The organism is Enterococcus sp. 2G9_DIV0600 (assembly GCF_002140615.1).
GTDB lineage: Bacteria > Bacillota > Bacilli > Lactobacillales > Enterococcaceae > Enterococcus_D > Enterococcus_D innesii.
Genome location: NZ_NGLL01000001.1, coordinates 31303 through 54179, shown reverse-complemented (window position 1 = coordinate 54179; position 22877 = coordinate 31303). Strand labels below are relative to the sequence as shown.

General features: G+C 46.8%; 20 protein-coding genes. 2 read left to right on the top strand and 18 right to left on the bottom strand.

What is annotated here, in order from left to right; genetic code table 11:
* Nucleotides 1-10: 10 nt before the first annotated feature.
* Nucleotides 11-997 (top strand): polyprenyl synthetase family protein, encoded by a 987-nt coding sequence (locus A5870_RS00300; RefSeq protein WP_164890366.1) that lies wholly within the window; start codon nt 11-13, stop codon nt 995-997.
* A gap of 75 nt (nt 998-1072) precedes the next feature.
* On the opposite strand, the gene A5870_RS00295 is transcribed toward A5870_RS00300, so the two are convergent.
* Nucleotides 1073-1861 (bottom strand): response regulator transcription factor, encoded by a 789-nt coding sequence (locus A5870_RS00295; RefSeq protein ID WP_086291459.1) that lies wholly within the window; start codon nt 1859-1861, stop codon nt 1073-1075.
* A 211-nt stretch (nt 1862-2072) separates the two neighbouring features.
* Between A5870_RS00295 and A5870_RS00290 the strand changes: the two genes are divergently transcribed.
* Entirely contained in the window at nt 2073-3428 is a 1356-nt protein-coding gene (locus A5870_RS00290) for an aldehyde dehydrogenase family protein (RefSeq protein ID WP_242595936.1), read from the top strand.
* A 118-nt stretch (nt 3429-3546) separates the two neighbouring features.
* Here A5870_RS00290 and gor read toward each other — a convergent pair whose 3' ends face one another.
* The 17 genes from gor to A5870_RS00205 all read right to left on the bottom strand — a co-directional run bounded on the left by gor (nt 3547) and on the right by A5870_RS00205 (nt 22811).
* The gene (gene gor, locus A5870_RS00285) at nt 3547-4893 is read right to left on the bottom strand and encodes a glutathione-disulfide reductase (protein WP_086291457.1); all 1347 of its coding nucleotides are present in this window, start codon (nt 4891-4893) and stop codon (nt 3547-3549) included.
* A 93-nt stretch (nt 4894-4986) separates the two neighbouring features.
* The gene (locus A5870_RS00280) at nt 4987-6228 is read right to left on the bottom strand and encodes a peptidase U32 family protein (RefSeq protein ID WP_008381725.1); all 1242 of its coding nucleotides are present in this window, start codon (nt 6226-6228) and stop codon (nt 4987-4989) included.
* Nucleotides 6229-6241: 13 nt separating this feature from the next.
* Nucleotides 6242-7162, bottom strand: coding sequence for a peptidase U32 family protein (locus A5870_RS00275; RefSeq protein ID WP_086291456.1), 921 nt, complete (start codon nt 7160-7162; stop codon nt 6242-6244).
* Nucleotides 7163-7431: 269 nt separating this feature from the next.
* Entirely contained in the window at nt 7432-9912 is a 2481-nt protein-coding gene (locus A5870_RS00270) for an ATP-dependent Clp protease ATP-binding subunit (protein ID WP_010748867.1), read from the bottom strand.
* Between the two features lie 5 nt (nt 9913-9917).
* Nucleotides 9918-10385 carry a CtsR family transcriptional regulator gene (locus A5870_RS00265; protein ID WP_005230319.1) on the bottom strand — a complete coding sequence of 156 codons (468 nt, stop codon included), beginning with the start codon at nt 10383-10385 and terminating at the stop codon, nt 9918-9920.
* A gap of 223 nt (nt 10386-10608) precedes the next feature.
* Nucleotides 10609-12603, bottom strand: coding sequence for a Stk1 family PASTA domain-containing Ser/Thr kinase (pknB, locus tag A5870_RS00260; RefSeq protein ID WP_074934237.1), 1995 nt, complete (start codon nt 12601-12603; stop codon nt 10609-10611).
* Entirely contained in the window at nt 12600-13340 is a 741-nt protein-coding gene (locus A5870_RS00255) for a Stp1/IreP family PP2C-type Ser/Thr phosphatase (protein WP_077454136.1), read from the bottom strand. The genes pknB and A5870_RS00255 overlap by 4 nt, the downstream gene beginning before the upstream one ends.
* A gap of 14 nt (nt 13341-13354) precedes the next feature.
* Nucleotides 13355-14713 carry a 16S rRNA (cytosine(967)-C(5))-methyltransferase RsmB gene (gene rsmB, locus A5870_RS00250; RefSeq protein WP_015510616.1) on the bottom strand — a complete coding sequence of 453 codons (1359 nt, stop codon included), beginning with the start codon at nt 14711-14713 and terminating at the stop codon, nt 13355-13357.
* A complete protein-coding gene (gene fmt / locus A5870_RS00245) occupies nt 14703-15656 on the bottom strand; it encodes a methionyl-tRNA formyltransferase (RefSeq protein WP_086291455.1) in 954 nt (317 codons plus the stop codon). The genes rsmB and fmt overlap by 11 nt, the downstream gene beginning before the upstream one ends.
* On the bottom strand, nt 15649-16140 hold the full coding sequence (gene def, locus A5870_RS00240; protein ID WP_005230314.1) for a peptide deformylase: 492 nt from the start codon (nt 16138-16140) through the stop codon (nt 15649-15651). Before def ends, fmt begins: the two co-directional genes overlap by 8 nt.
* 10 nt (nt 16141-16150) lie before the next feature.
* Nucleotides 16151-18553, bottom strand: coding sequence for a primosomal protein N' (priA, locus tag A5870_RS00235; protein WP_086291454.1), 2403 nt, complete (start codon nt 18551-18553; stop codon nt 16151-16153).
* A 128-nt stretch (nt 18554-18681) separates the two neighbouring features.
* Nucleotides 18682-18987 (bottom strand): DNA-directed RNA polymerase subunit omega, encoded by a 306-nt coding sequence (rpoZ, locus tag A5870_RS00230; RefSeq protein WP_005232977.1) that lies wholly within the window; start codon nt 18985-18987, stop codon nt 18682-18684.
* Between the two features lie 5 nt (nt 18988-18992).
* A complete protein-coding gene (gene gmk, locus A5870_RS00225) occupies nt 18993-19607 on the bottom strand; it encodes a guanylate kinase (protein WP_005230308.1) in 615 nt (204 codons plus the stop codon).
* Nucleotides 19608-19731: 124 nt separating this feature from the next.
* On the bottom strand, nt 19732-20013 hold the full coding sequence (locus A5870_RS00220) for a hypothetical protein (RefSeq protein WP_005230307.1): 282 nt from the start codon (nt 20011-20013) through the stop codon (nt 19732-19734).
* Between the two features lie 13 nt (nt 20014-20026).
* On the bottom strand, nt 20027-20911 hold the full coding sequence (locus A5870_RS00215) for a YicC/YloC family endoribonuclease (RefSeq protein ID WP_086291453.1): 885 nt from the start codon (nt 20909-20911) through the stop codon (nt 20027-20029).
* 27 nt (nt 20912-20938) lie between these two features.
* Nucleotides 20939-21154: a YdbC family protein gene (locus tag A5870_RS00210; protein WP_005230288.1), complete on the bottom strand. Its 216-nt coding sequence runs from the start codon at nt 21152-21154 to the stop codon at nt 20939-20941.
* Nucleotides 21147-22811, bottom strand: a complete 1665-nt coding sequence (locus tag A5870_RS00205; RefSeq protein WP_086291452.1) for a patatin-like phospholipase family protein — start codon at nt 22809-22811, stop codon at nt 21147-21149. Before A5870_RS00205 ends, A5870_RS00210 begins: the two co-directional genes overlap by 8 nt.
* Nucleotides 22812-22877 lie beyond the last annotated feature (66 nt).

Genomic DNA, 22877 nt, shown 5'->3' with positions numbered 1-22877 from the left:
GGAGTTAATTATGAAACTTCATTCCATGTGGCAAGAGTATCCAGCACTGCAAGCTGACTTATCTGCCTCCTTGCAATTGATGGAAAAATCATTAAAACTAAAAAACAAAGAGGTCGAACAAGCGATCCTGTCCATGATCCATTCAGGTGGGAAACTGTTGCGTCCTGCTTATCAGCTGCTCTTTTCTGCTTATGGCAGCGACAAAGATCGTGAAAAAGCCGTCGCATTGGCGGCCTCGATCGAAATGCTCCACACTGCCTCGTTGATCCACGACGATATCGTCGATCATGCGGACACCCGCCGCAAGCTGCCGACCATTCGTTCCGAATTTGGCAACGATGTCGCTGTCTATGCTGGTGATTACCTCTTCGTCTGCTGCTTTAAATTGATGGCGGATTATGCCAGCTCCATGAAAAGCTTGCAGATGAATTCCCGTAGTATGGAAAAAATCCTGGCCGGCGAATTAGGACAAATGAGCAAACGATACGATTTGTCCGTCACTGTCGAGGATTACTTAGAAAACATTCGCGGCAAAACCGCTGAGTTGTTTGCTTTAAGCTGCTTCATCGGGGCTTACGAAAGCGGCACCTCCTTGCGCTTTGCCAATCAAGCCCGTGAGATCGGTGAAGCCATTGGTCTTGCCTTTCAAATCATGGATGACGTCTTGGATTACAGCCAAGATGCGGCTGCTTTAGGGAAACCAGTATTGGAAGATGTTCGGCAAGGCGTCTATTCCCTGCCGCTGTTAATGGCACTGAAAAGTGACCGCCAACAGCTGCTCCCATTGCTGGAAAAACAAGACGCTATGACGGACACCGACACCCACGAAGTCTATCGGATCGTCCAAGAAAGTGCTGGGATCGAGGAAGCCAAGAAACTCGCTGCCGACTATACGAAAAAAGCTTTGCAGGCGATCCAGAAATTACCTGAGACCAAAGATGAAACCAAAACGTATCTTTACCAGATCACTGCTCAGATCCTTGGGCGAAGCAATTGATCTAATGAACGAACACCAAAAAGCATGGTCGCTGCCAAAAGCGATCATGCTTTTTTAGTTGAGCAAGGGAATCCCTCATGAACTCATTTCTCTTTGGGCAAACACTAAATCTGCAGCAACATAGGAAGAGGTAAAGGTTTTGCGGTATTGGTTCGGTGTATAGCTGGTTTCACGTTTGAAGATCCGGGTGTAATAACCCGCATCATCATACCCCACTTGTTCAGCGATGGCAGCAATGGAATCCTCCGTAGTAACCAGCAGCTTTTTGCTTTGTTCTATTCGATAAAACGTCAAATATTTAGTAAAAGTCATCCCAGTGGCTTCTTTAAAAATCCGGCTGATATAGTTGCGATGCATGTGGCTGAAAGCAGCAAGGACATCTAAGGTTATCGGCTGTTGATAGTTGAGATGGATGTATTCAATGATCTGATTGACTTGTTCAGCGATATTATCAGTGATCGCTGACGTAGAATAGTGCAATAGGGAAATTTGATTCAACGAGAGAATACTACGGTGGATACTGTGCTGAAGCTCTTGCTTGCTTAAAGGCCGCACTAAGTAATCGATGGCTCCGCAGCGCAGTGAGCGATGAAGATTGTCGAAGTTCTTCGTCTCATCAATCAAAATCAGTTTGATGTTCGGCTGTTTTTTCATGACTTCGGCTGTCCAATAAAAAGGATCTTCGGCCTCATTAGAGATTGACAAGATGAGGATATCAACGTGTACTTTCCCAGCGATCGCTACCGTTTCAGCCATTGTCCAAGCATCTTGCAAGAGCGTGGCGTTAAAAAAATCTTTTCTGACCACTTGTTTTATCTGATTTCGTTCCTTTTCATCTGGGGTGGAAACTAAAATGTAGCACATGAAAGCAGCTCCTTTCCGTGTTCTCTTTTTCAAATTATACCATATTTAATCATTTATCATTAAGTTTATTGCTTTTTATGAACAATAACAACACATGTTAAAAATATAACAATCTTGGATAAAATTGTCCTGAAACAGCATAGAACCCTCCTAAAGAAAACGCTTACTTTCTCATATAATTAAAGTATAAAAAACAAGGAGGATGATTGATATGATGACAAAGACAAAGATGCACAGTCCCTTAACACTGGTTGATTCCTTAATGAAACAAGCGTCAGACGCCCAAGAACTTTATCGTACTGCCTCGCAAGAAAAAGTTGATTACGTGGTGGGAAAAGCTGCAGAGAAACTGACCAGCCACTCGATGCACTTAGCAAAATTGGCACAGAAAGAAACCGGCTTTGGAAACGCAGAAGATAAAAACATCAAAAATTTATTTGCCAGTGAAATATTATATAACAGTATCAAAGATATGCCGACGGTTGGAATCGTAGAAGAAATTCCTGAGAAAAAGATGCTAAAAATCGTTGCGCCATTGGGTGTCTTAGTTGCTTTGATCCCCTCCACCAATCCTACATCCACCACGATTTTCAAAGTACTTTTGGCATTGAAAACGAAAAATGCAATCATCTTGTCCCCTCACCCCCGAGCGCTGCAGGCAATCAAGGAGACCGTGTCCCTCTTTAAAGAGGTGCTGCAAGCATGCGGATTGCCGATCGATTTGGTTCAATTACTAGAAGAACCGACAATTGAGGATACCCAAAAATTGATGGCACATCCCGATACCGATCTAATCTTGGCTACTGGTGGTAAAGCGATGGTTCGAATCGCATATTCTTCGGGCAATCCAGCAATCGGTGTCGGCCCTGGTAATACCCCTGCACTGCTAGAAAAATCTGCAGACATCGCGAAAGCCGTTGATCAGATCATCCGTAGCAAAACCTTCGATTATGGGACGATCTGCGCCTCTGAACAGGCATTAGTCGTTGAGCAATCGATCAAAGATGCAGTGATCTCTGAATTGAAAGCAAATCACGGCTACTTTTTGAATCAAGAAGAGTCTGAAAGGCTGGCTGATTTTATCACCACGGCTGAGGGCGGTCTGAATCCCCGGATCATCGGTCAGCCAGCAGTTAAAATTGCCGAAATGAGTGGTCTGTCGGTCCCAAGTGATACGAAAATCCTCGTTTCGGAACAGACGGTCATCGCTAAAGACAATCCCTATGCGCGGGAGAAACTTTCGCCGATCCTCGCGTTTTATACCGTGGCTGATGCCGAGGAAGGCATTCGTTTTTGCCAAGAGTTGCTAAAGATCCAAGGTGCTGGACACACCGCTGTCGTTCATACCAAAGACGATACCTTTGTTCGTGAATTTGGGCTGGCGATCCCTTCTGCCCGAATCTTAGTCAATACCCAAGCAGCTTTAGGAGCCATCGGTGGCACCACGAACTTAAATCCTTCCTTGACTCTAGGTTGCGGGTCCCATGGAGGCGGCAGTACTTCAGAAAATATCCATGTCGCACAGCTTTTAAACACGCACTACATCGCTTACGATGTCGAAAAATAAAGAACCTAGGTGCTTCAAGATAAGCGGCTGAACAATACAGCCCCTTCCTTTCATAAAAACGAGCAGGGAAGAACGATCCATTCGTTTTTCCCTGCTCGTTTTTTCTTCTATTTACTAGTTAACGCATCGTCACAAATTCTTCTGACCCTGTCGGATGAATGGCAACGGTTTGATCAAAGTCTGCTTTTGTAGCACCCATTTTGATGGCTACAGCGAAGCCTTGCAGCATTTCATCGACACCGATCCCGATGCCGTGCAGACCGATGATTTTTTCTTCTTCTCCTAAGCACACCAATTTCATCTCACATTTTTGGCGATACTCATTTAAAGCAAAGTACATCGGTGTAAAGCGCGAGCGATACACCTTTATCTGCTCTTGGCCGTATTTTGCCAAGGCTGCTTCTTCGGATAAGCCAATCGTGGCAATCGGTGGATGAGTAAAGATGACCGTCGGTACTAAGTGATAATCCAAGTACGCATCGCTTTGACCGTTGAACAAGCGTTCAGACAAGCGTCGACCGGCGGCGATCGCAACCGGGGTCAAATCCAATTTTCCGATGACATCGCCCACCGCAAAAATCGAGTCAGCTGTGGTATTTTGATATTTGTCCACAATGATAAACCCTTTTTCATCCAATTGGACATCGGTGTTTTCCAGACCTAACTTATCCGTATTCGGCACACGACCACCAGCAAAAAGGACGCAATCGCCGGTCAAGGTTTCGCCATTTTCAAAGTGAACGAGATACTCGTCACCTTCTTTAATGATACGAGAGGCCACGTAGCCTGCATAAGTTTCGATTCCTGATTCTTGGTACATCTCCACGAGATTATCCGCAAGCATCTTGTCAAAGGTTCGTAATGGCCGCTCTTTGCGGTACGCCCAAGCCACTTGGCTGCCCAGCTGTTGGCTGACACCGCTGATTTCGGCTGCGATGTAGCCTGCCCCTAAGACGACCATACGCTTTGGTGCTTCTCGCAACGCAAAAAAACCATTCGAGTCAATGGCGTACTCACCGCCGGTAATATTCATCGCGCTAGGTTTTCCACCGGTGGCAATCAAAATATTTGCTGCATGGTAGTTTTCCCCATTGACGGTAACCGTGTGGTTATCCACAAATTGTGCATAACCGTGGATAACTTCTACATTGTTACTGTCTAAGCCTTTTTGATAGGCTGTGTGTAAAAAATCAATGTATTTTTCACGGTTATCCACAAGCTCAGTAAAATCAAATTTATCCACATGTGGATAAATGCCGTAGCTAGTTGCGTCCCGTTTGATCATTTCTAACATCTCACTAGCTTGCCACATGACTTTTTTCGGTACACAACCGACATTGACACAGGTGCCGCCTAATTCATTGCCTTCGATCAATAATACTTTGGCGCCGTGCATCCCTGCCCGATTGGCTGAGGCGATTCCGCCACTGCCGCCACCAATTACTATGTAGTCGTATGTTTCCATATTTGTTGTTTCCTCCTTAAGATTGTCTATGTTCTCATCGATCCTTTTTGGCTGGATTGATTCAACAAAAAAAGCCGAGAGAAACTCTCGACCTTATTTTTTCTTCCGAATCATGTCTCCGACTTCCACCGGTTCTTTGACCGGCATCGTCAACAGCATCATAGGATTTGGTGCACGATCGATGGATTCACCGTCTTCATTATACATGACTTCGACGGTTTGGTGAAAGTGATGGAATCCGGGACCGTAAAATTCGATTTCATCGCCAACGGAAAAGTGGTTCCGTTGCCGAATCGTAGCTGTTTTCGTTGCCGGATCATACGCCATGACTTCCCCAATAAATTTGTATTGCGGAATTTTCCGACGCGGACCAAACAACTGCTCATTTTCACTTGGGGTATCGTAGTAAAAGCCTGAGGCAAGCTCTCGCTGCGCAACTTTCCACAGTTCATCGATCCATTCTTGTTTACAGACATAGTTCTCTGGATCGGCCATGTAACTGTCCACGGCTGCTTTATAAACGTTCGCCACGGTTGAAACATAGTGGATCGATTTCATGCGGCCTTCGATTTTGAAACTATCCACGCCGTTTTCAATCAAATCAGGGATATGTTCGATCATCGACATATCCACGGCACTCATGGAAAACTCTTCTTCCACTGTCCCGTTTTTAGTCAAACTGTTTCGTTCCGTTGCAAAGGGCATGTCAAACAGATCATATTTCCAGCGGCAAGATTGCGAACAGCCGCCGCGATTGGCGTCTCGCATCGACATATGATTGGACAAAGTACAACGGCCAGAATAAGAAATACACATGGCACCATGAATAAAGGCTTCGATCTCCACGCTAGTATTTTTGCGGATCTCAGCGACTTCCTCCATCGACACTTCTCGGGCGAGAACGACCCGTTCTAGGCCTTCTTCCCGCCAAAATTCCAATGTTTCATAGTTCGTGGCACTGGCTTGGGTGGACAAATGGATCGGTAGACCTGGCGCTTCTGTTGCGCAGATCTGGATCAAAGCGGGATCAGAAACGATCACTGCCGAAATACCGACATCTCGCAATTCCCGAAAGAATTCCCCTGCACCTTCTTGATTGCCCTCGTGGGTCACCATGTTGGCTGCTACATAGACTTTTGCGTTGTGGGCTTTGGCAAAAGCCACCCCTTCCGCCATTTCTTCATAGGTAAAGTTTCCCGCGCGACTCCGTAGACCATAGGCATTGCCGCCGATATAGACAGCGTCAGCGCCATAGTGGATCGCTGTTTTTAATTTTTCTAACGTACCAGCTGGTGCTAACACTTCTGGTCGTTTCAATGCTTGTTTAACGGTCATTTGTTCTTGCTCCTTACTTGATATCGTCAGGATCGATGGCATAAAATCCAGTGTCCAACCCACGTTCTGCTGGATGAAGTTGGGCAACTTGTTCACTGAGCACAGTTGCTTGCTCTGCTTGCCACTTCCCACTTTCCACAAGGCTCTTGGCTTGGGCAAACAGCTTAGCAATTGCCACAAAGGCAGCCCCTCGTGTATAGATTCCGTCCAGCTTCCAGGTTTGAAAGCCTGTTGCGGCTAATTCCGCCAGCTGCAGCATCAGATTGATGTCGTTATTGGCAAAAATGTGCGTGCCGTGGCTATCTTCATAAATGGAATAGTGAGTTTCTTCTTTTTTCGGTTCAGATAAAAACAACCCACGGTCGTGGTTCTTTTCTTCCGATTGTTGGGTATAGTTATAATAATTTTGTAAAAGCGGACGCTTCGATTGGTGAATGCATGTCGCACCATAAACCAATACTTCCACAGGAATATTTAGTTGCGGTGCCATGATTTTCATTTCCTCGAAAGGAACTTCTCGTGCTAAAACGGCTGCCTTTGCTCCTTTTTGTCCCCAAAAATTGATTTGACGAGCGCTCGTTACTAAGGTTTCCCCTGCATAGATAAATGGCAAGGCACATTCTGGATTTTGCTTCATGCGGTAAATGATCCCAGGATCTCCGAGAGCGATTTGATCGGCTTGATTGGTCTTCAGAAATGCTAGGTATTCTGGAATCCGCTTCATTTTTTCTGGATGCATGATGCCATTGACTGCGATCGTCACTTTCTTTCCAGCTTCGTGGGCCATGTCGATCAGTCTGATTTGCTCTTCACGAGAAAAAGAGGCCGGTAGGCGCAGCCCGAATGTCTCTTCTCCAAAAAACAATGTATCAACATAAGGGATGAGCTGCTGTGCTTGCTCGATCGATTCCACCGTGGCGATAATCTCAACCATAATACTCCTCCTTTTTTCAACTCATTCATAGTATCACACAGCAGGATTCTTTCCAAGAGGTCTCGTTACTCTTTTTTTCACGAATAGCGCTTTTTCCGTTAATCAACCGTTGTCATAAAGCTATTTAGAAGGATATTTTTTTGTGAATCATCAATCATAATTAATAGAGATCACTTGATCACTACTAAACATAGCAAGACAAAAAAGCGACGTTTCTATGGGTGCCGATTACTCGACCATAGAAACGCCGCTGCCGTTATTGGCTCGACTTAAACTTGTTGCAAGACCCGTGCTTGTCCCTCTTTGACATTGAGAGTGATCGATCCTTTGGAAGCACCAATCGTCACTTTGTCACCTAAATGAATTTGTCCTGATAGGAGTGCTTCACTTAAACGGTCTTCGACTTCTTTTTGCAATGCTCGACGAATCGGCCGTGCCCCATATTCTGGATCAAAACCAGCTTTACCGATCACATCGATGGCAGATGGCGTGATCTTCAATTGGATGTCTTGGTTGCTTAACCGTTTGATGATCGCTTTGCTCATAATCTTCACGATTTCGTGGATCTCCCCTTCACCTAAGGATTGGAAGACCACTGTTTCATCCACACGGTTCAAGAATTCTGGACGGAAGGCTTTTTTCAGCTCTTCTAAGATCCGTTTTTGCATCGCTTGGTGATCTTTCGTTAAATCAGTGACATTGAATCCAACGCTTTTTTCTTCGCGGATTTGTTGGGCACCGATATTAGAAGTCATGATCAAAATCGTGTTGCGGAAATCGACCTTCCGACCTTTGGCATCCGTCAAATGTCCATCATCTAGCACTTGCAAGAGGATATTGAAGACATCGGGATGGGCTTTTTCCACCTCGTCCAATAAGATGACGGAGTAAGGTTTTGAACGGATTTTTTCCGTCAATTGCCCACCTTCGTCATAGCCGACATAGCCTGGCGGTGAACCGATCAAACGGCTCGTGCTGTATTTTTCCATAAATTCGGACATATCGACACGAACCAAGGCATCTTCACTGCCAAACATCGCTTCCGCTAAGGCTTTAGCAAGCTCGGTTTTCCCGACACCAGTCGGGCCTAAGAACATGAAGGAACCAATTGGACGGTTGGGGTCTTTCAACCCACTGCGGGCGCGACGGATTGAACGAGCGACTGCTTTGACCGCTTCTTCTTGGCCAACTACCCGTTGATGCAAGATCTTTTCAAGATCCAACAAGCGTTCGCTTTCTTTTTTCTCCATCTGTTGCAAAGGTACACCAGTCCATTGGGAAACGACCGTAGCAACATCTTCTGCAGTAACACTATCGGCATAGCCTGACGCTTCTTTGACTTCCATAAACGCCACTTCCGTCAGTTGTTGGGTCAATTTCTTTTCCTTGATCCGCAGACGAGCTGCTGCTTCAAAATCTTGCTGGCGAATGGCTGCTTCTTTTTCTTCGATCAAGTTAGCGATCTCGTTTTGTAGATCTGCCAATTCCGAACTTTCATCGGTTTTGTCTAGACGCACTTTGGCTGCTGATTCATCCATCAAATCGATGGCTTTATCTGGTAATTGGCGCGAATTGATGTAACGTACGGACAATTGCACAGCGGCGTGTAACGCATCATCAGAAATTTCCACCCCATGATGTTCTTCATAACGAGGACGCAAGCCCCGTAAAATTTCTTCCGCTTCTTCTGGTGTTGGTTCGTCGACTTGCACTCGGGCAAAACGGCGTTCTAACGCAGAATCTTTTTCAATGTATTTTTGGTACTCATCTAATGTCGTGGCACCGATGGTTTGCAATTCTCCACGGGCTAAGGCTGGTTTCAGGATATTCGAGGCATCAATCGCCCCTTCGGCTCCGCCGGCCCCAATCAGTGTATGCAATTCATCAATGAATAAGATGATTTGACCATCTTGATAGATCTCATCGATGATTTTTTTCATTCGGTCCTCAAATTCTCCACGGTATTTCGTTCCAGCAACTAAAGCCCCCATGTCCAGCATCATCAAACGTTTGTTTTGCATGTCTTCTGGGACTTCCCCATTGATGATTTTTTGGGCTAAGCCTTCGGCGATCGCGGTTTTCCCAACACCAGGTTCCCCAACGAGAACAGGGTTGTTTTTGGTCCGACGGCTAAGGATCTGGATCAGCCGTTTGACTTCTTTGGCACGACCGACAACAGGATCTAGCCGTTTTTCACGGGCTAATTTGGTCAAATCACGGGCTAAGGAATCCAAGGTCGGTGTTCCTTGCTGCGCTTTGGCTTGGGCTGGACGACGACGACCAGCACTTCCGTTGGTTTTGCTTTCATTGAAGCCCATTTTTTTCTTCAAAAGCTGACGCATTTTCGCGAGACTCAAGCCGAGATTCAGCATGATTCGTGAAGCCAAAATGTCTTCGTCTCTTAATAAGCCTAATAATAGATGTTCGGTACCGATCTGTGGTGCCCCTAAACGCTTGGCTTCATCCCCTGCATAAGCAAATGTATGTTTTGCTCGTGGTGAATACGCGAGATAGGCGTTTTCTGGGTATTGACGAACGGTGCCGTACCCTGTTAAATGTTCGATTTCTTCACGAATATCGTTTTCTGTGATATTCATTTCCCGTAACGTTTTGCCAGCGATCCCGTTTTGTTCAATGACCAGTGCCAATAGAATATGTTCAGAACCTACCGCTTGGTGCTTAAAGTATTTTGCTTCTTCTTGGGCGATAGCCAAAACGGCTTTCGCGCGTTGGGTGAATAATTCATCCATCTCTTTCACTTCCTGTCTTCGTAACTTAATCGTTCTAGAATTGCATGGAGCAAATCTGCTCGTGTTCTATTTTCATAAGGAGAACGTCCTAGAACTGCTTTCGCGATGACGGTCAACAATAAATTGCCTTCTCGCTTGGACAGGATTCCTTCCTCATAAAGTTTCTGGATTATTGCATACGCATCTTTTTCCGAGATGGTTTCATCGAATAATTGATTCATTTCTTTTAAGTAGTGGTGGCTGTCAGTAATTTTGACTTTCTCGATCCGAATATAGCCGCCCCCGCCGCGTTTACTTTCAACCGCATAGCCTCTTTGAACGGTAAAGCGGGTATTGATCACGTAATTTATTTGTGAGGGCACGCAGTTGAACAAATTTGCCATTTCTGCGCGACGAATCTCAATGGTTTCACTGTCTTCAAGAATTTTCTTCAAATATGCTTCAATCAAATCGGAAGTGTTGTGATGACTCAATTCATTCCCTCCCTTGACTAATTCTGACCTTCATTATACCCAATTTTTGAATCCTTGGAAAGATGTACGCTTGCACAAATGGCCGGACTAAAGGAAATTTTAAAGACACCTGTGCCTCACTATAAGGTTTAGAAACAAAAACAAGCAGCTCGTCGGGGAACAAAAAGAAAATTCTTTGGTCCCCGAAGGCTGCTTGGTTAAAGTATTGGATTTTAGCTCGTTTCTAATCACTTTCGGAACTGCTTTCGCTCGTAGCCGTTGAATCCGAGGAGTCATCTGAACTACTGCTTTGGGTAGTTGAAGAAGAATCTTGCTCTGGTCCTCTTGAGATCGTTAACGTTACTTGCGAACCGGCAACGACTGAAGAACCTTCCTCAGGTGATACGGAGATCACTTGACCTTCAGGAACACTATCATCGTATTCGCGGTTAGTATTCGGTGTTAATCCTGCACGACGGACTGCTGCTTCGGCTTCTGATTGCGTAAGTCCGATCACAGTCGGCACATTTGTCATTTGAGGACCACTACTAATGAATAGCGTGATTGCAGTTTTTGATGTTACGACAGCCTCGCCACTATTAGGCGTTTGTCCAACAACTGTGCCCTCCGGTTCATCACTCGTCTGAGGCGTGCTAATGATCCGCGCTACATCGACTCCTCGAGAGGTCAATTCTGCACGAGCCTCTGCCTCCGTTAGTCCAATAAGGTTGAGCATTTCAAAGGTATCTGGTCCCGAACTAACTTTAAAGGTAATTTCACCATCAACTGGCGAAATCTCACGTCCAGCCGCAGGTGACTGACTAATGATGTCCCCTTCACTGACATCATCAGATTCTTCTAATTCTGATTTGATATTGTCTTCATCAAAGCCTAGATCAATCAGTTCTTCCTTCACCTCTTCGAAGGAACGACCTTCATAATCATCAAGAGTGATTTTCTTGGCTCCGCTGCTGATATAAAGAGTCACGACGGAATTCTTTTTGACTTCATTGCCTTCTGGCGGATCGGTCTTGACGACATTGCCTGCTTCGACTTCATCGTCTTCAATTTCTTCTACCTCGTCTGCCACTTGCAAACCAGCAGCTTCCAGCTCGGCACGGGCAGCTGCTTCTGTCTGGCCACTGACTTCAGGAATTGCCACATCTCCCCGACCACCGCCGAATAGGAAGTAACTGCCTATGCCTAGCAGTGCGATCACCATAATGATGGGCAGCAGCAGCCACCGTTTGCGTTTTTTCTTTTTCGGCTGCGCTGGTTCTTCAGCTTGATCCGCAACCTTATCTTCTACGGGTTCTTCTACTGGCGGCGTTTCGACTTGGGCTGCTTCCACAGGAGTCAGCACTCTCGTTTCATCCATCAGGGCATGAGGTTCCCATCTCGGTTCATTGAGTCGGTCAGGAGACAACACGGTATCAAGGTCCGCTCGCATTTCATCGGCAGTTTTGTACCGATCCGCCGGTTCTTTGGCGGTCGCCTTCAATACGACGTTTTCCAACGATTGCGGAACATTTTTGTCATAGATCCGAATCGACGGGATCTCATCTTGGAAGTGTTTCAAGGCGATCGTTACGGCTGATTCGCCATCAAAGGGTACTTTGCCGGTTAAAATTTCATAGAGGATGATCCCAATCGCATAAATATCTGATTGATTGGTGGCCATACTGCCTCGTGCTTGTTCTGGTGACAGATAATGCACCGAACCTAGCATCGAGTTGGTTTGGGTGATCGACGTTTCGGATAGGGCGATCGCGATCCCAAAATCGGTGATTTTCACCACGCCGTCTTCATTGATCAGCACATTCTGGGGCTTTAGGTCCCGGTGAATGATGCGGTGCTGATGGGCCAATGCCACCGCTGATAAGATTTGTTGGATGATATCAACGATCTGCAAATAAGGTACGGGATAGTGCGTTTGGATATAGCGCTTGAGATCCATTCCTTTGACATATTCCATCACCAAAAACTGCATGCCGTCTTCTTCACCGACATCATAAACGGTTACGATGTTGGGATGAACCAGCTCAGTCGCCGCCAAGGCTTCTCGTTGAAAGCGCCGAATCGCACTTTGGTCGTTTTGGAAGTCAAAACGAAGCACTTTGATTGCCACTTCACGGTCTAAGATCAAGTCATGCGCCAAAAACACATTTGCCATTCCGCCGCTACCGATATTGCCGATGATTTTATATCGGCCGTTTATCTTCTTCCCAATTTCGATCATGGGCGCTCTCCTCCAACTTTAATCAATAATACCGTGATATTGTCGACACCGCCGCGTTCGTTGGCTTGATCGATCAATGATTGCACTGCTTCTTCCAGCTCAGGGGTTTCTTGGATCGTTGCTGTGATCTCTTCATCTGAGACCATGTTGGTCAATCCGTCTGAACACAGCAGCAAATAATCCCCGTCTGCAATAAAGTGGATCGCCACATCGACTTCGACTTCGCTTGGCATACCGATCGAGCGGGTCAAAACGTTTTTGCGAGGATGATTCAAGGCCATTTCTGCTGTGATTTGTCCTGACTTCACCAATTCATTGACCAGTGAATGGTCCTCTGTGATTTGGGTCAGCACTTGATTGCGTAAAAGATAGGCACGGCTGTCCCCGACATTGGCGATCGTAAACTGGTCGCCTAATAAGGCCACAGCAATGATCGTGGTGCCCATGCCGCTAAGTTCTTCTTGTTCTTGTCCTTTTTGGAAAATCACTTGGCTTTCCGCTTGGATTTTTTGGATCAGCCATTGGGCAGTTTTTTCACTATCTGTCAGTTCTGTCTGTTCCCAAGCGGTGCCGATCTCACTGACTGCTTGACGGCTAGCGACATCTCCGGCCCGGTGGCCCCCCATGCCATCGGCAAGCAAGGCCAATGTCACATTGGCTTTATTTACATAGGTTGCTGCAAAATCTTGGTTTGTGTTGCGACGTTTGCCGACATCTGTTTGAAAACGAATCTCCAATTTCTTTCACCTCGTTACTTTTTGCGTAGACAACTGATAAAAAAGCCATCTGTCATAAAATCTTGCGGATAGATCGTCAACATATCCTCTTGAACAGCTTCGGCTGCCAGCGGTCCTACCGCAAGAGGCATTTGCTCAAATTCAGGATGGTCAGCGAGAAACGCTGCCACGACTTGTTGATTTTCTTCCGCTAGAATCGTACATGTGCTGTAGACCATTATACCCGATTTTTTCAAGGTTGGGGCGGCACTTTCCAAAATCTCTCGCTGAATCTGCGGCAAGCGTTGGAAATCGGCTTCCGTCTTGCTGTATTTGATGTCTGGCTTACGGCGCATCAATCCTAGTCCAGAACAAGGGGCATCCACTAAGATGCGATCAAATTGTTCGGGTGCAAAGGTTTGAGCCGTCTCCCGCGCATCCATCACGCGGGTTTCCACAACTGCTTCTACGCCTAAACGTTGGGCATTTTGCTGAATCAGCTTAACCTTATGGGCATGGATATCCAGTGCTGTCACTTTGCCGCCCTCTGCGGCAGACAAGAAGGCAGCGATATGGGTCGTTTTGCCTCCTGGTGCGGCGCAGGCATCCAATACTTGATGGTCCCGAGCTACTTGTAAAACGGGGGCAACCAGCATCGAACTTTCATCTTGGATCGTCAGTAAGCCTTCTTTGTAGAGGGAAGAGCCCGCCATAAAGCCTTTGTCAGCCACAACCCCATAGGGGGAAAGCTCACTTGGCCGTGCGTCGATGCCTTCTTCTTGCAGCCGCTCGATCGCTGCTGCTTGCGAGATGCGCTGCAGATCGATACGACCACTGGCATGATTGGGTTCAAATAGGGCATAGCCCAGCTCACTGGTTTCTTCGATCCCAATTTGTTTGACTAGTTTCTTCGTTAGCCACAGGGGCAAACTGATTTCCGTTGCTAGACGTTCCATTGGGTCTTTGATCAATGCCAAGTCTGGCACTCCTTGTCGTTGGATCGTGCGCAGCACCCCATTGACGAATTTACCGGTTCCCGGATTGCCTTTGGCTTTCGCGATATCCACGGCTTCATGAATGATGGCATGGGCGGGTACTTTATCGAGATACAGCATCTGATACAAGGAAAGCCGCAGCAGCGTTTTGACCCATGGATCGACTTTGCGGGCATTTTTAATAAACCGGTCCAAATAATAATCCAATAAAAGCTGACGACTGATGGTGCCGTACACCAATTCAGTCAATAAGCGACCGTCTTTGTCATTTAAACGCCCTTGATTCATCAATTCCCGTAGTAGTAGATTGGAATAAGCGCCGCCTTTTTCGATTCGTAACAACGCTTCTAGGGCCACAAAGCGCACTGTATATTGTATGTCTCCAAGATTACGCTTCATAGGTACCTACCTGATCTCCTTTTTGAATCTGTTGTCCACTGCCGTTTAAGAATGCGGCAATGTCTTGTCGGCCTTTTCCAGCTGGCTGCAATTCATCGATAGCCAATACCGTGCCTTCACCACAAGCGATCAGCAACGTTTTTTTCGTCCGTTCAATGATCGTTCCTGGCGGGGCTGTCGTCGTTTGCTCCAACGGTGTTACTTGCCAAAGCTTCCAGCGGTTGCCGTTTTGTGTCGTAAAAGCGATTGGCCATGGCCGCATGCCTCGGACTTGGGCGTCGATTTGCACCGCCGTTTTCTGCCAGTCGATGGCTTCTTGTTCACGGCTGATATTCGGCGAGAAGGTGACTTTTGCTTCTTCTTGCGGAACCGGCTGCAGCTCTCCTGACAAGATTTTCGGCACAGTTTCCAGCAGCAAATCTTTGCCTAATAGGCTCAACTTATCAAACATCGTCCCCACATCATCTTGTGCCGTGATCGGCAAACGAGCTTGAGCAAAAATACCGCCAGCATCCATTTTTTTGATCATTTCCATGATGGTTACACCCGTTTCTTGCTCACCTTCCATGATGGCATAATGCACAGGAGCCCCGCCACGGTATTTCGGCAGTAGGGACGCATGAACGTTGATAGCGCCATGCTTCGGTACTTCTAGTAAAGCACTAGGTAAAAATTGACCGAAAGCTGCCGTGATCAGCAGATCGGGTGCTAAAGCTTGAATCTGCTCCATTTCTGGTGACCCACTGATTTTTTCTGGTTGTAAAACCAACAAGCCATGCTTCAACGCCGCTTCTTTGACGGGGGTCGGAGTGATGGTTTTTTTGCGACCGACGGGACGATCCGGCTGGGTCACGACTGCTGCCACTTCATAGCCGGCTTCAAGCAAGCCTTCTAAAATTGGGACGGAAAACGCCGGGGTACCCATAAAGACGATTTTAGTCATTTTCATGTTCCTCCATATACTTTTCTAAGTCTTCTTCAGGAATGCGTTCGACGAGCTTGTCGACAAACAGCACGCCATTTAAATGATCGATCTCATGCTGCATCGCACGCGCCAAGTAACCGAATGCTTCCACTTCCATTTCTTCTCCTTCTCGATCGAAATAGCGGACAGTGATCTCGTCTGCTCGTTTGACGGTCCCGAAGGTGTGAGGAATACTCAAGCAGCCTTCCACATCAAGGGATTCACCAGAAGAAGCGATGATCTCAGGGTTGATCATTTCAAAGCGATCGTCTTCTTCGACTTCCACGATCGCCACTTGCAGGTTTTTGCCGACTTGCGGTGCGGCAATACCGATCCCATCGTGGGCAACCATCGTTTCATAAAGGTCGTCTAGTAGCTGAACGAGCTCATCGGTAATTACTTTGACGGGTTTTGCTTGCCGACGAAGACGTTCATCGGGGGTAATAATAATAGGATAACGCATATTTTCTCCTCTAAATAAAATTCAACGGCTCTTGGTCAATCGACACGTACAATCCTTTGCGCTGATCGATTTGACTTTGATCCAACAGACGGGTCAACAAAGCAGGTAGCTGCGGTTCATTTTTGTATTTAATGATCAATTGGTAGTAATAACGGTTTTTCACCCGCAAAATCGCACTTGGTGCCGGCCCCAACAAAATACTTTTCGGTGACAGCTCCTGCTGCAGATCCCGCGCGATCGCAAACATCTTCTGAGCGGCGACTTGCTCTTCGGGATGGCTGCAGGTGATTTTGACGGTGAAATAGTACGGTGGATAACCGCTTTGGTGCCGCATCCACATCTCTTTTTGATAGAAATCTTCGTAGTCTTGCGACTGCGCCAACTGGATGGCATAGTGCTCAGGGTTGAATGTTTGGATCACCACTTCGCCGGTTTTTTCCGCCCGACCTGCCCGACCACTGACCTGAGTCAACAGCTGGAACGTCCGTTCACTCGAACGAAAATCTGGCAAGTTCAAGGCAGTATCGGCATTCAAGACCCCTACCAGTGTGATATCAGGGAAATCCAAGCCTTTAGCGATCATTTGAGTCCCTAACAAAATATCCGCTTTTTTCTCCCCAAACAAGGTCAAGATTTTTTCGTGGGCGCCTTTTTTGCGGGTGGTATCGACATCCATCCGTAAGACCCGCGCTTCGGGAAACAGTTCCTTCAACTCTTCTTCCACTTTTTGCGTGCCCGTTCCGTAATAACGAATCTTGTCTGCATTACAGTTGGGGCAACGATGGGGGATGTGTTCTTCATGCCCGCAATAATGACAGCGCATCGTTTTGGTATCCATATGCAGCGTCAAGGAGATGTCGCAATTTGGACAAGGCAAAACATACCCGCAATCGCGGCACATCACGAAGGAAGAGTAGCCGCGCCGATTCAGCAGCAAGACGATCTGTTCTTTGCGGGCCAAACGGTCTGTGATTTTTTCCTGTAACGGACGAGAAAAGGTTTGATACTTTTTGTTGGCAAATTCGGTACGCATATCCACGACTTCGATCTGCGGTAATTGCGCACTGGTTTTTGCTCGTTGATTCAATTTCAATAAGCGGTAGACTTCTTTTTGGGCCCGAGCACGAGATTCTAATGATGGCGTCGCACTGCCTAACACCACTGGACAGTGATGGTACTGACTGCGCCAAATCGCTAAATCTCTCGCATGGTAACGAGGGGCTTCCTCTTGCTTGTAGGAAGCTTCGTGCTCCTCATCGACGATGATGACCCCGATGTTTTTCAACGGAGCAAAAATCGCCGAGCGGGCGCCAACCACCACCTGCGCCTCCCCACGTTCGATCTTACGCCATTCATCGTATTTTTCACCTTGGGACAAGCCGCTGTGTAAAACAGCCACTGCGTCGCCGAGACGGCTTTTAAAGCGTTCGACCATTTGCGGGGTCAAAGCGATCTCCGGTACGAGCATGATCGCGGTTTTGCCTTGTTTCAGCATTTGGGCGATCGCTTGTAGATAGACTTCTGTTTTTCCACTGCCGGTGATCCCTTCCAGTAAAAAAGTCTGCGCCTCTTGGTTATCCGCACAAGCAGTGATTTGCGCTACTGCAGCTGCCTGTTCTTCATTTAATTCAAGGGGGACCGTTTTTTGAAATTGACGGTCTTTGTAAGGATCGCGGTAGGCTTCAACTTCCGTAAAGGTCAGCCAGCCAGCTTCTTGCGCTTGGTTCAAAGCCGCGGTGGAAATCCCTTGTTCGGTAAAAAAGGAAACCGGCAAGCGGGCTTCCTCTGTCAAAATCTGTAAGATTTCCAGCTTGCGTTTGGCCCCTTTGCGCAGCTGTTGCTGGACGGCGGGGATTTCTGCTGGCTCGATCTTGCGTTCAATGTAACGGGTCATTTTCGCTTTGTTTTTATTTTTCACGAGATACTGCAATTCAACTACTGCGGCTTCCCGCAAAGGCTTCAACTGCGGCAGCAGCCCTGCACTTTCGGCGTCTTGCCAACTGAGGATGCCGTCTTCGGGAAAATATTCTTTGATGGGATGATTTCCTTCCAGCAAAACGATCTGCTTTTGGTACTCGGCTTTCATCACACTAGGCAGCATCGTCTGCAAGCAAGTAATCTTAAAGGCAAAGGTCGTTTCCTTCATGTAGTCGGCTAATTGGAGAAGTTCTTCATTGACGACAGGCGACAAATCCAACAAACGAACGATTGGTTTTAAGGTCTGCTGCGGTTCGGCAACTTCTGAAAGGCCGACGACGAACCCTTGGATATGGCGGTCGCCCTTGCCAAATGGCACTTCGACCCGCATCCCTGTCTCAATGGCGGCTTGTAATTCTGATGGGATCAGATAGGTAAAAGGCTGATCGGTCTGCATCGTGGGAACATCCACGATCACTTCTGCTATGTACGCCATTTCTTCTCCTCCTTTTAGGTTCTATTTTACTAAATGGGTGGGGGTTTGTCTGTACCCCTTACAAAAATTTAACCATCGCCATTCAAAAGAAAAAGCCAGAACACAGGCGTGCTCTAGCTTGCTTTTGTCTATAGCTTTTGTTCGTCGCGGATACGCGCTTCTAATTCTTTTTGTTCTTGGTCTTTTTGCGCTTTGCGCTCTTCTTGTTCCATTTTCAAGCGGGCCCGTTTGATTTCTGGATGCGGATCATTAACGACTAATTCCGCTTCGATTTCTTCAAGCGCTTGACCCACGCTTTTCACTGAATCAAAGTTTTCTAGTGTTGCTTGCGCACCGGCATCAAGTTCATGTGCCCGTTTGCTTGCTAAGATCACTAATGAATATTTTGAATTGACACGATCCAACAAAGAATCGATTGAAGGTTTTAACATCATATTTCTTACAGCTCCTCTAACATTTTGATATAGGTTCCGATCACTCGGTCAACGCGAAAATGTTCACTTGAAATAATTTCGCGAATTCGTTGGACTGCCTTAGGTACTTCATCATTGACAACGGCATAATCATACAAAGCCATCATTTCGATTTCTTCACGGGCGACACGCATCCGTTCATCGATCACTTCGGCAGAGTCGGTTCCTCTTCCTGTAATACGAGAGCGTAATTCTGCCAGATCAGGTGGCGTCAGAAAAATAAACACACCATCGGGAACTTTGTCTTTTACTTGTTTTGCCCCTTGCACTTCGATCTCTAAAAACACATCTTTTCCTTGATCCAGTGTCTGTTGGACATAAGATAATGGGGTGCCATAATAATTGCCGACATATTCGGCGTATTCCAGCATTTCACCGGCTTCGATCAAGGCTTCAAATTCTTCCCGCGTGCGGAAATAGTAATCGACCCCTTCCACTTCTCCCTCGCGTTTTTGACGAGTGGTCATTGAAACGGAATATTGAAAATCGTTGTCGTCACTCTCAAAAATTGCTTTGCGCACGGTCCCTTTCCCTACTCCGGAAGGTCCTGATAAAACTATAAGTAATCCTCGCTCTGACATAATGACGTCCTTTCACTGACATTTGCTTAACGTCTATTTTGCACTTTTTTTCAGCAACTTTCAAGAACTACTTTATTATAATGGGAATTTCATGAAATTGCTAGTCTACACTTCGGCTGCTTTCTTAAAAGCCCATGTTGCTTAAGGTATTGATGACCCCTGCCAATTCGTCTTTAGCGGTGATCGCTTTTTCGGTAGGATCCGTCACTTCTTGGCAATCGATACGCACGATGTACCGACGATTTAAAGAAACCGCTACGCCATCAACTAATAGATGAAGAAAATCCGGCTCGATGGCTACGCAGGCATCTTCCCATGCAGAGAAATTCTCTTTGTCAGAGGGAATACTGCGCTTGATGACATTTTTTCCGCTTAGTTCGTGAAAGGTGATATCGTAATATTTCATTGGTTCATTCCTCCTACTCGATGTTTTGAACTTGTTCTCTGATTTTTTCAATGATCGTCTTCATTTGGACGACACTGTTTTTGATTTGGATCGGACTTGATTTTGAGCCAATCGTATTGACTTCTCGGTTCATCTCTTGGATCAAGAAATCCAGCTCTCGACCTATCGGTGTCTCAGCTGCCAGCAGCTCCGTCATCGTCATTAAATGGATACTTAAACGATCCAGTTCTTCGTGGATATCGCCGCGTTCTAATAAAATCGCCAACTCTGTCAGTAAACGATCGCGCTCGACTTCTTCCCCTAGATAGGCAGTCAGTTTCTTTTCAAAGCGTTCTTGGTAGTCCGCCTCATAGAGGGCCACGAATTGTTTGAGTTCTGTCAGTTTTTCCTGCAGCTGTCGCTGGTTTTCTTGCAAGATCTGCAGAATGCCTTGCCCTTCCACCCAGCGGCTTTGATCGATCGCTGCCAGCGCTTGATCTAATGCTTCCATCACGCCATCGGCCAAGGTGCTTTCTTCTGGCTCTTGATCAGAGATCGTTAGAAAAGCTTCGTGGAGCAAGAATTGTTCCAGCAATGCTGCTTTTGGTAGCTCTGCTAGGTCAAAACGGTCTTTGGCTTCGCTATCGATCTCCTGCATGAAACGTTCCAGCAGGTCCCATTGGATCTCGATCTGTTTCGTATGTGCGGTTTTTTCTTTTAAAGTCACATACAATTCGATTCGTCCTCGCTGGAGGGTCTGCTTGATCGACTGCCGTAAAGCACCTTCTAGAGGATTCAATTGTTTGGGCATTCGCAGCTGCAGGTCCAAAAAGCGCTGATTGACACTTTTGATCTCAATTTCGATCTGCACATCTGGCGTTTCTGCACTGCCTTTGCCAAAACCAGTCATACTTTTCATTTGATCACTCCTCACCGTTTTGCTTTCTTACATGGAAAGCAGGGCTTTTTTAAGTTCTGCAAATTCTTCATTGGATAAGGTCACGCCTTTGCCCATCTTCTCGTGCTCTGGGCCCCAATCTCTCAGATCAAATTTTGGCGGACGCCCATTCCAGCTCACCAAATTCAATTCTTTGCGCCAGCCTCTTTGATTTTCCGAAAGCACGGCGATCTCTTCAACGATTTCATACGAAAATTTATCCATTTTCTGCTCCTTTCAAAAGATAGTGACTATACGCTGCCATTAAAGCAGTCAGCGGGTAACGCCGACGAATCTGCTGAAGGGCGGGCAGATTCAATTGCTGCGTCCGATAAAAAAAGAAAAAGCGGTTTTGCTCGGACAAGACAAAAAAACGGTCGCGATAATAGCTCAGCCACTCGGTGATCGACCAGGCATCGGCTTCTTCCACTGCCTTTAGCGCAATTTTTTCAGCTAAAGCCGTTAGAATCGTTTCCTGCTCATAAATCACTGTAGGCGCTAGATACAGTACTTTCGCGGTACACTCTATCAGTATACGCCCCCACTGCTCAAATGGCACATCCTGTTGATAGAATTTACGCATTTTTTTCCAAAATTCTTTTTTCTTTAGTTCCTGATAAAGCAGCGGGTCTGTCTGGCGCAGCTCTTTCAAAAAGCCCCGCCATAACGGCTGAAAATCAACCGTCGTTTCAAAGGTATACCAATGGCCTTGGTATTTGCCGAACACTTTCAAGGTTTCCAAATAGCCTAAGGTCATATTATCCAGCGAACGCTGGGCATCAAAAACCAAAAAGCTGCCTAAGGACCAAGGAGACCCCAACGAAAGCTGCGCAGTTTCTTCCGTCACAACCGTCCTTTTATTGATGCCAGGTCCTTGGACATCCACGGTGATACATTCCGTTGCCCCTTGCTGGAGAGCGACATCGATGGGCAGGTTGTTGCGATAGCCGCCATCGATGTAATAAGCGTCGTTAATTTTTTGCGCCTGCATCGCTGGATAAAATGAAGCGGATGCCAACAACCAATGCAGATTTTCCTCTACTGCGGATGGATCAAAGGCATAAACCGTCTCCTTGAAATCGGGCAGACGAGTCGTACAGATCAGCAAACGACAAGCAGTTTGGCTGAATTTTTCTTGATCAAAGGTCTTTTGCAAAAGCTTTGCCAACGGTTCGGTACTGGCACCGTTGCTTTTGACCGCTTCGCGGACCAGCGAATTGGCTTGATTCATCAAATCTCGCAGTGTTTGGGCACGTACCGAAGCAAGCGGATAGTGCAATACTTGCTCGTTAGAGATATTTGCCCATAAATCGACGGCCGCTTCCACATCGTTCATTAAAATCAAGGCGCCATTCAAGGCACCGACGGAAGTTCCCGTGATCCATTCAAAGGTGATGCCCCGTTCTTGCAGCGCTTGCCAAACCCCGATTTGATACGCCCCATGAGCACCGCCACCGCCTAAAACCAGCGCCGTCTGATAAGCTAGCGCTTTTTGATACCCTTGAGGGACCACCTGATACCCTTGCTGGATAAACCACTCAGCCAAGGGGGTCCGATGAGGGAGCTGCCACAAGACGGCTGCTACAAAACGACTGCGGGCAAAGCTTTCTGTCACACCTAGCAGTTGTTTCCAAGTAAACTCGGCGGCTGCTTCCCCCAGCAGATTGGTGATAGTCAGTGTCTTTTGGTCAAAATCAAACTGCCCGGCAAGGTAAAAGCGGCCATAACGGCTGTCGATCTGCCAGCCCTGCTGCGCCATGTCGGCAAGAAATGCTCGTCGCGCTTTTGAGTGCGACTCAAAAAAGGAAAAGACCAGTCGGCTTTCTTGAAACCCTGCCCTTTGTGCAAGAAAATCGATCGAAGTCAGCTTTTTCACTTTCATCAAGACGCCTCCTTAAGCAAAAAAGAATAGACGAATGACACGCCGGCTGCCGTACCACTCGAGCTA

Excerpts from the sequence above, each read along its gene's own strand:
- A5870_RS00300 (WP_164890366.1), top strand. The coding sequence starts at position 11 with ATGAAACTTCATTCCATGTGGCAAGAGTATCCAGCACTGCAAGCTGAC.
- A5870_RS00295 (WP_086291459.1), bottom strand. The coding sequence starts at position 1,861 with ATGTGCTACATTTTAGTTTCCACCCCAGATGAAAAGGAACGAAATCAG.
- A5870_RS00290 (WP_242595936.1), top strand. The coding sequence starts at position 2,073 with ATGATGACAAAGACAAAGATGCACAGTCCCTTAACACTGGTTGATTCC.
- gor (WP_086291457.1), bottom strand. The coding sequence starts at position 4,893 with ATGGAAACATACGACTACATAGTAATTGGTGGCGGCAGTGGCGGAATC.
- A5870_RS00280 (WP_008381725.1), bottom strand. The coding sequence starts at position 6,228 with ATGACCGTTAAACAAGCATTGAAACGACCAGAAGTGTTAGCACCAGCT.
- A5870_RS00275 (WP_086291456.1), bottom strand. The coding sequence starts at position 7,162 with ATGGTTGAGATTATCGCCACGGTGGAATCGATCGAGCAAGCACAGCAG.
- A5870_RS00270 (WP_010748867.1), bottom strand. The coding sequence starts at position 9,912 with ATGGATGAATTATTCACCCAACGCGCGAAAGCCGTTTTGGCTATCGCC.
- pknB (WP_074934237.1), bottom strand. The coding sequence starts at position 12,603 with ATGATCGAAATTGGGAAGAAGATAAACGGCCGATATAAAATCATCGGC.
- rsmB (WP_015510616.1), bottom strand. The coding sequence starts at position 14,713 with ATGAAGCGTAATCTTGGAGACATACAATATACAGTGCGCTTTGTGGCC.
- fmt (WP_086291455.1), bottom strand. The coding sequence starts at position 15,656 with ATGACTAAAATCGTCTTTATGGGTACCCCGGCGTTTTCCGTCCCAATT.
- def (WP_005230314.1), bottom strand. The coding sequence starts at position 16,140 with ATGCGTTATCCTATTATTATTACCCCCGATGAACGTCTTCGTCGGCAA.
- priA (WP_086291454.1), bottom strand. The coding sequence starts at position 18,553 with ATGGCGTACATAGCAGAAGTGATCGTGGATGTTCCCACGATGCAGACC.
- rpoZ (WP_005232977.1), bottom strand. The coding sequence starts at position 18,987 with ATGATGTTAAAACCTTCAATCGATTCTTTGTTGGATCGTGTCAATTCA.
- gmk (WP_005230308.1), bottom strand. The coding sequence starts at position 19,607 with ATGTCAGAGCGAGGATTACTTATAGTTTTATCAGGACCTTCCGGAGTA.
- A5870_RS00220 (WP_005230307.1), bottom strand. The coding sequence starts at position 20,013 with ATGAAATATTACGATATCACCTTTCACGAACTAAGCGGAAAAAATGTC.
- A5870_RS00215 (WP_086291453.1), bottom strand. The coding sequence starts at position 20,911 with ATGAAAAGTATGACTGGTTTTGGCAAAGGCAGTGCAGAAACGCCAGAT.
- A5870_RS00210 (WP_005230288.1), bottom strand. The coding sequence starts at position 21,154 with ATGGATAAATTTTCGTATGAAATCGTTGAAGAGATCGCCGTGCTTTCG.
- A5870_RS00205 (WP_086291452.1), bottom strand. The coding sequence starts at position 22,811 with ATGAAAGTGAAAAAGCTGACTTCGATCGATTTTCTTGCACAAAGGGCA.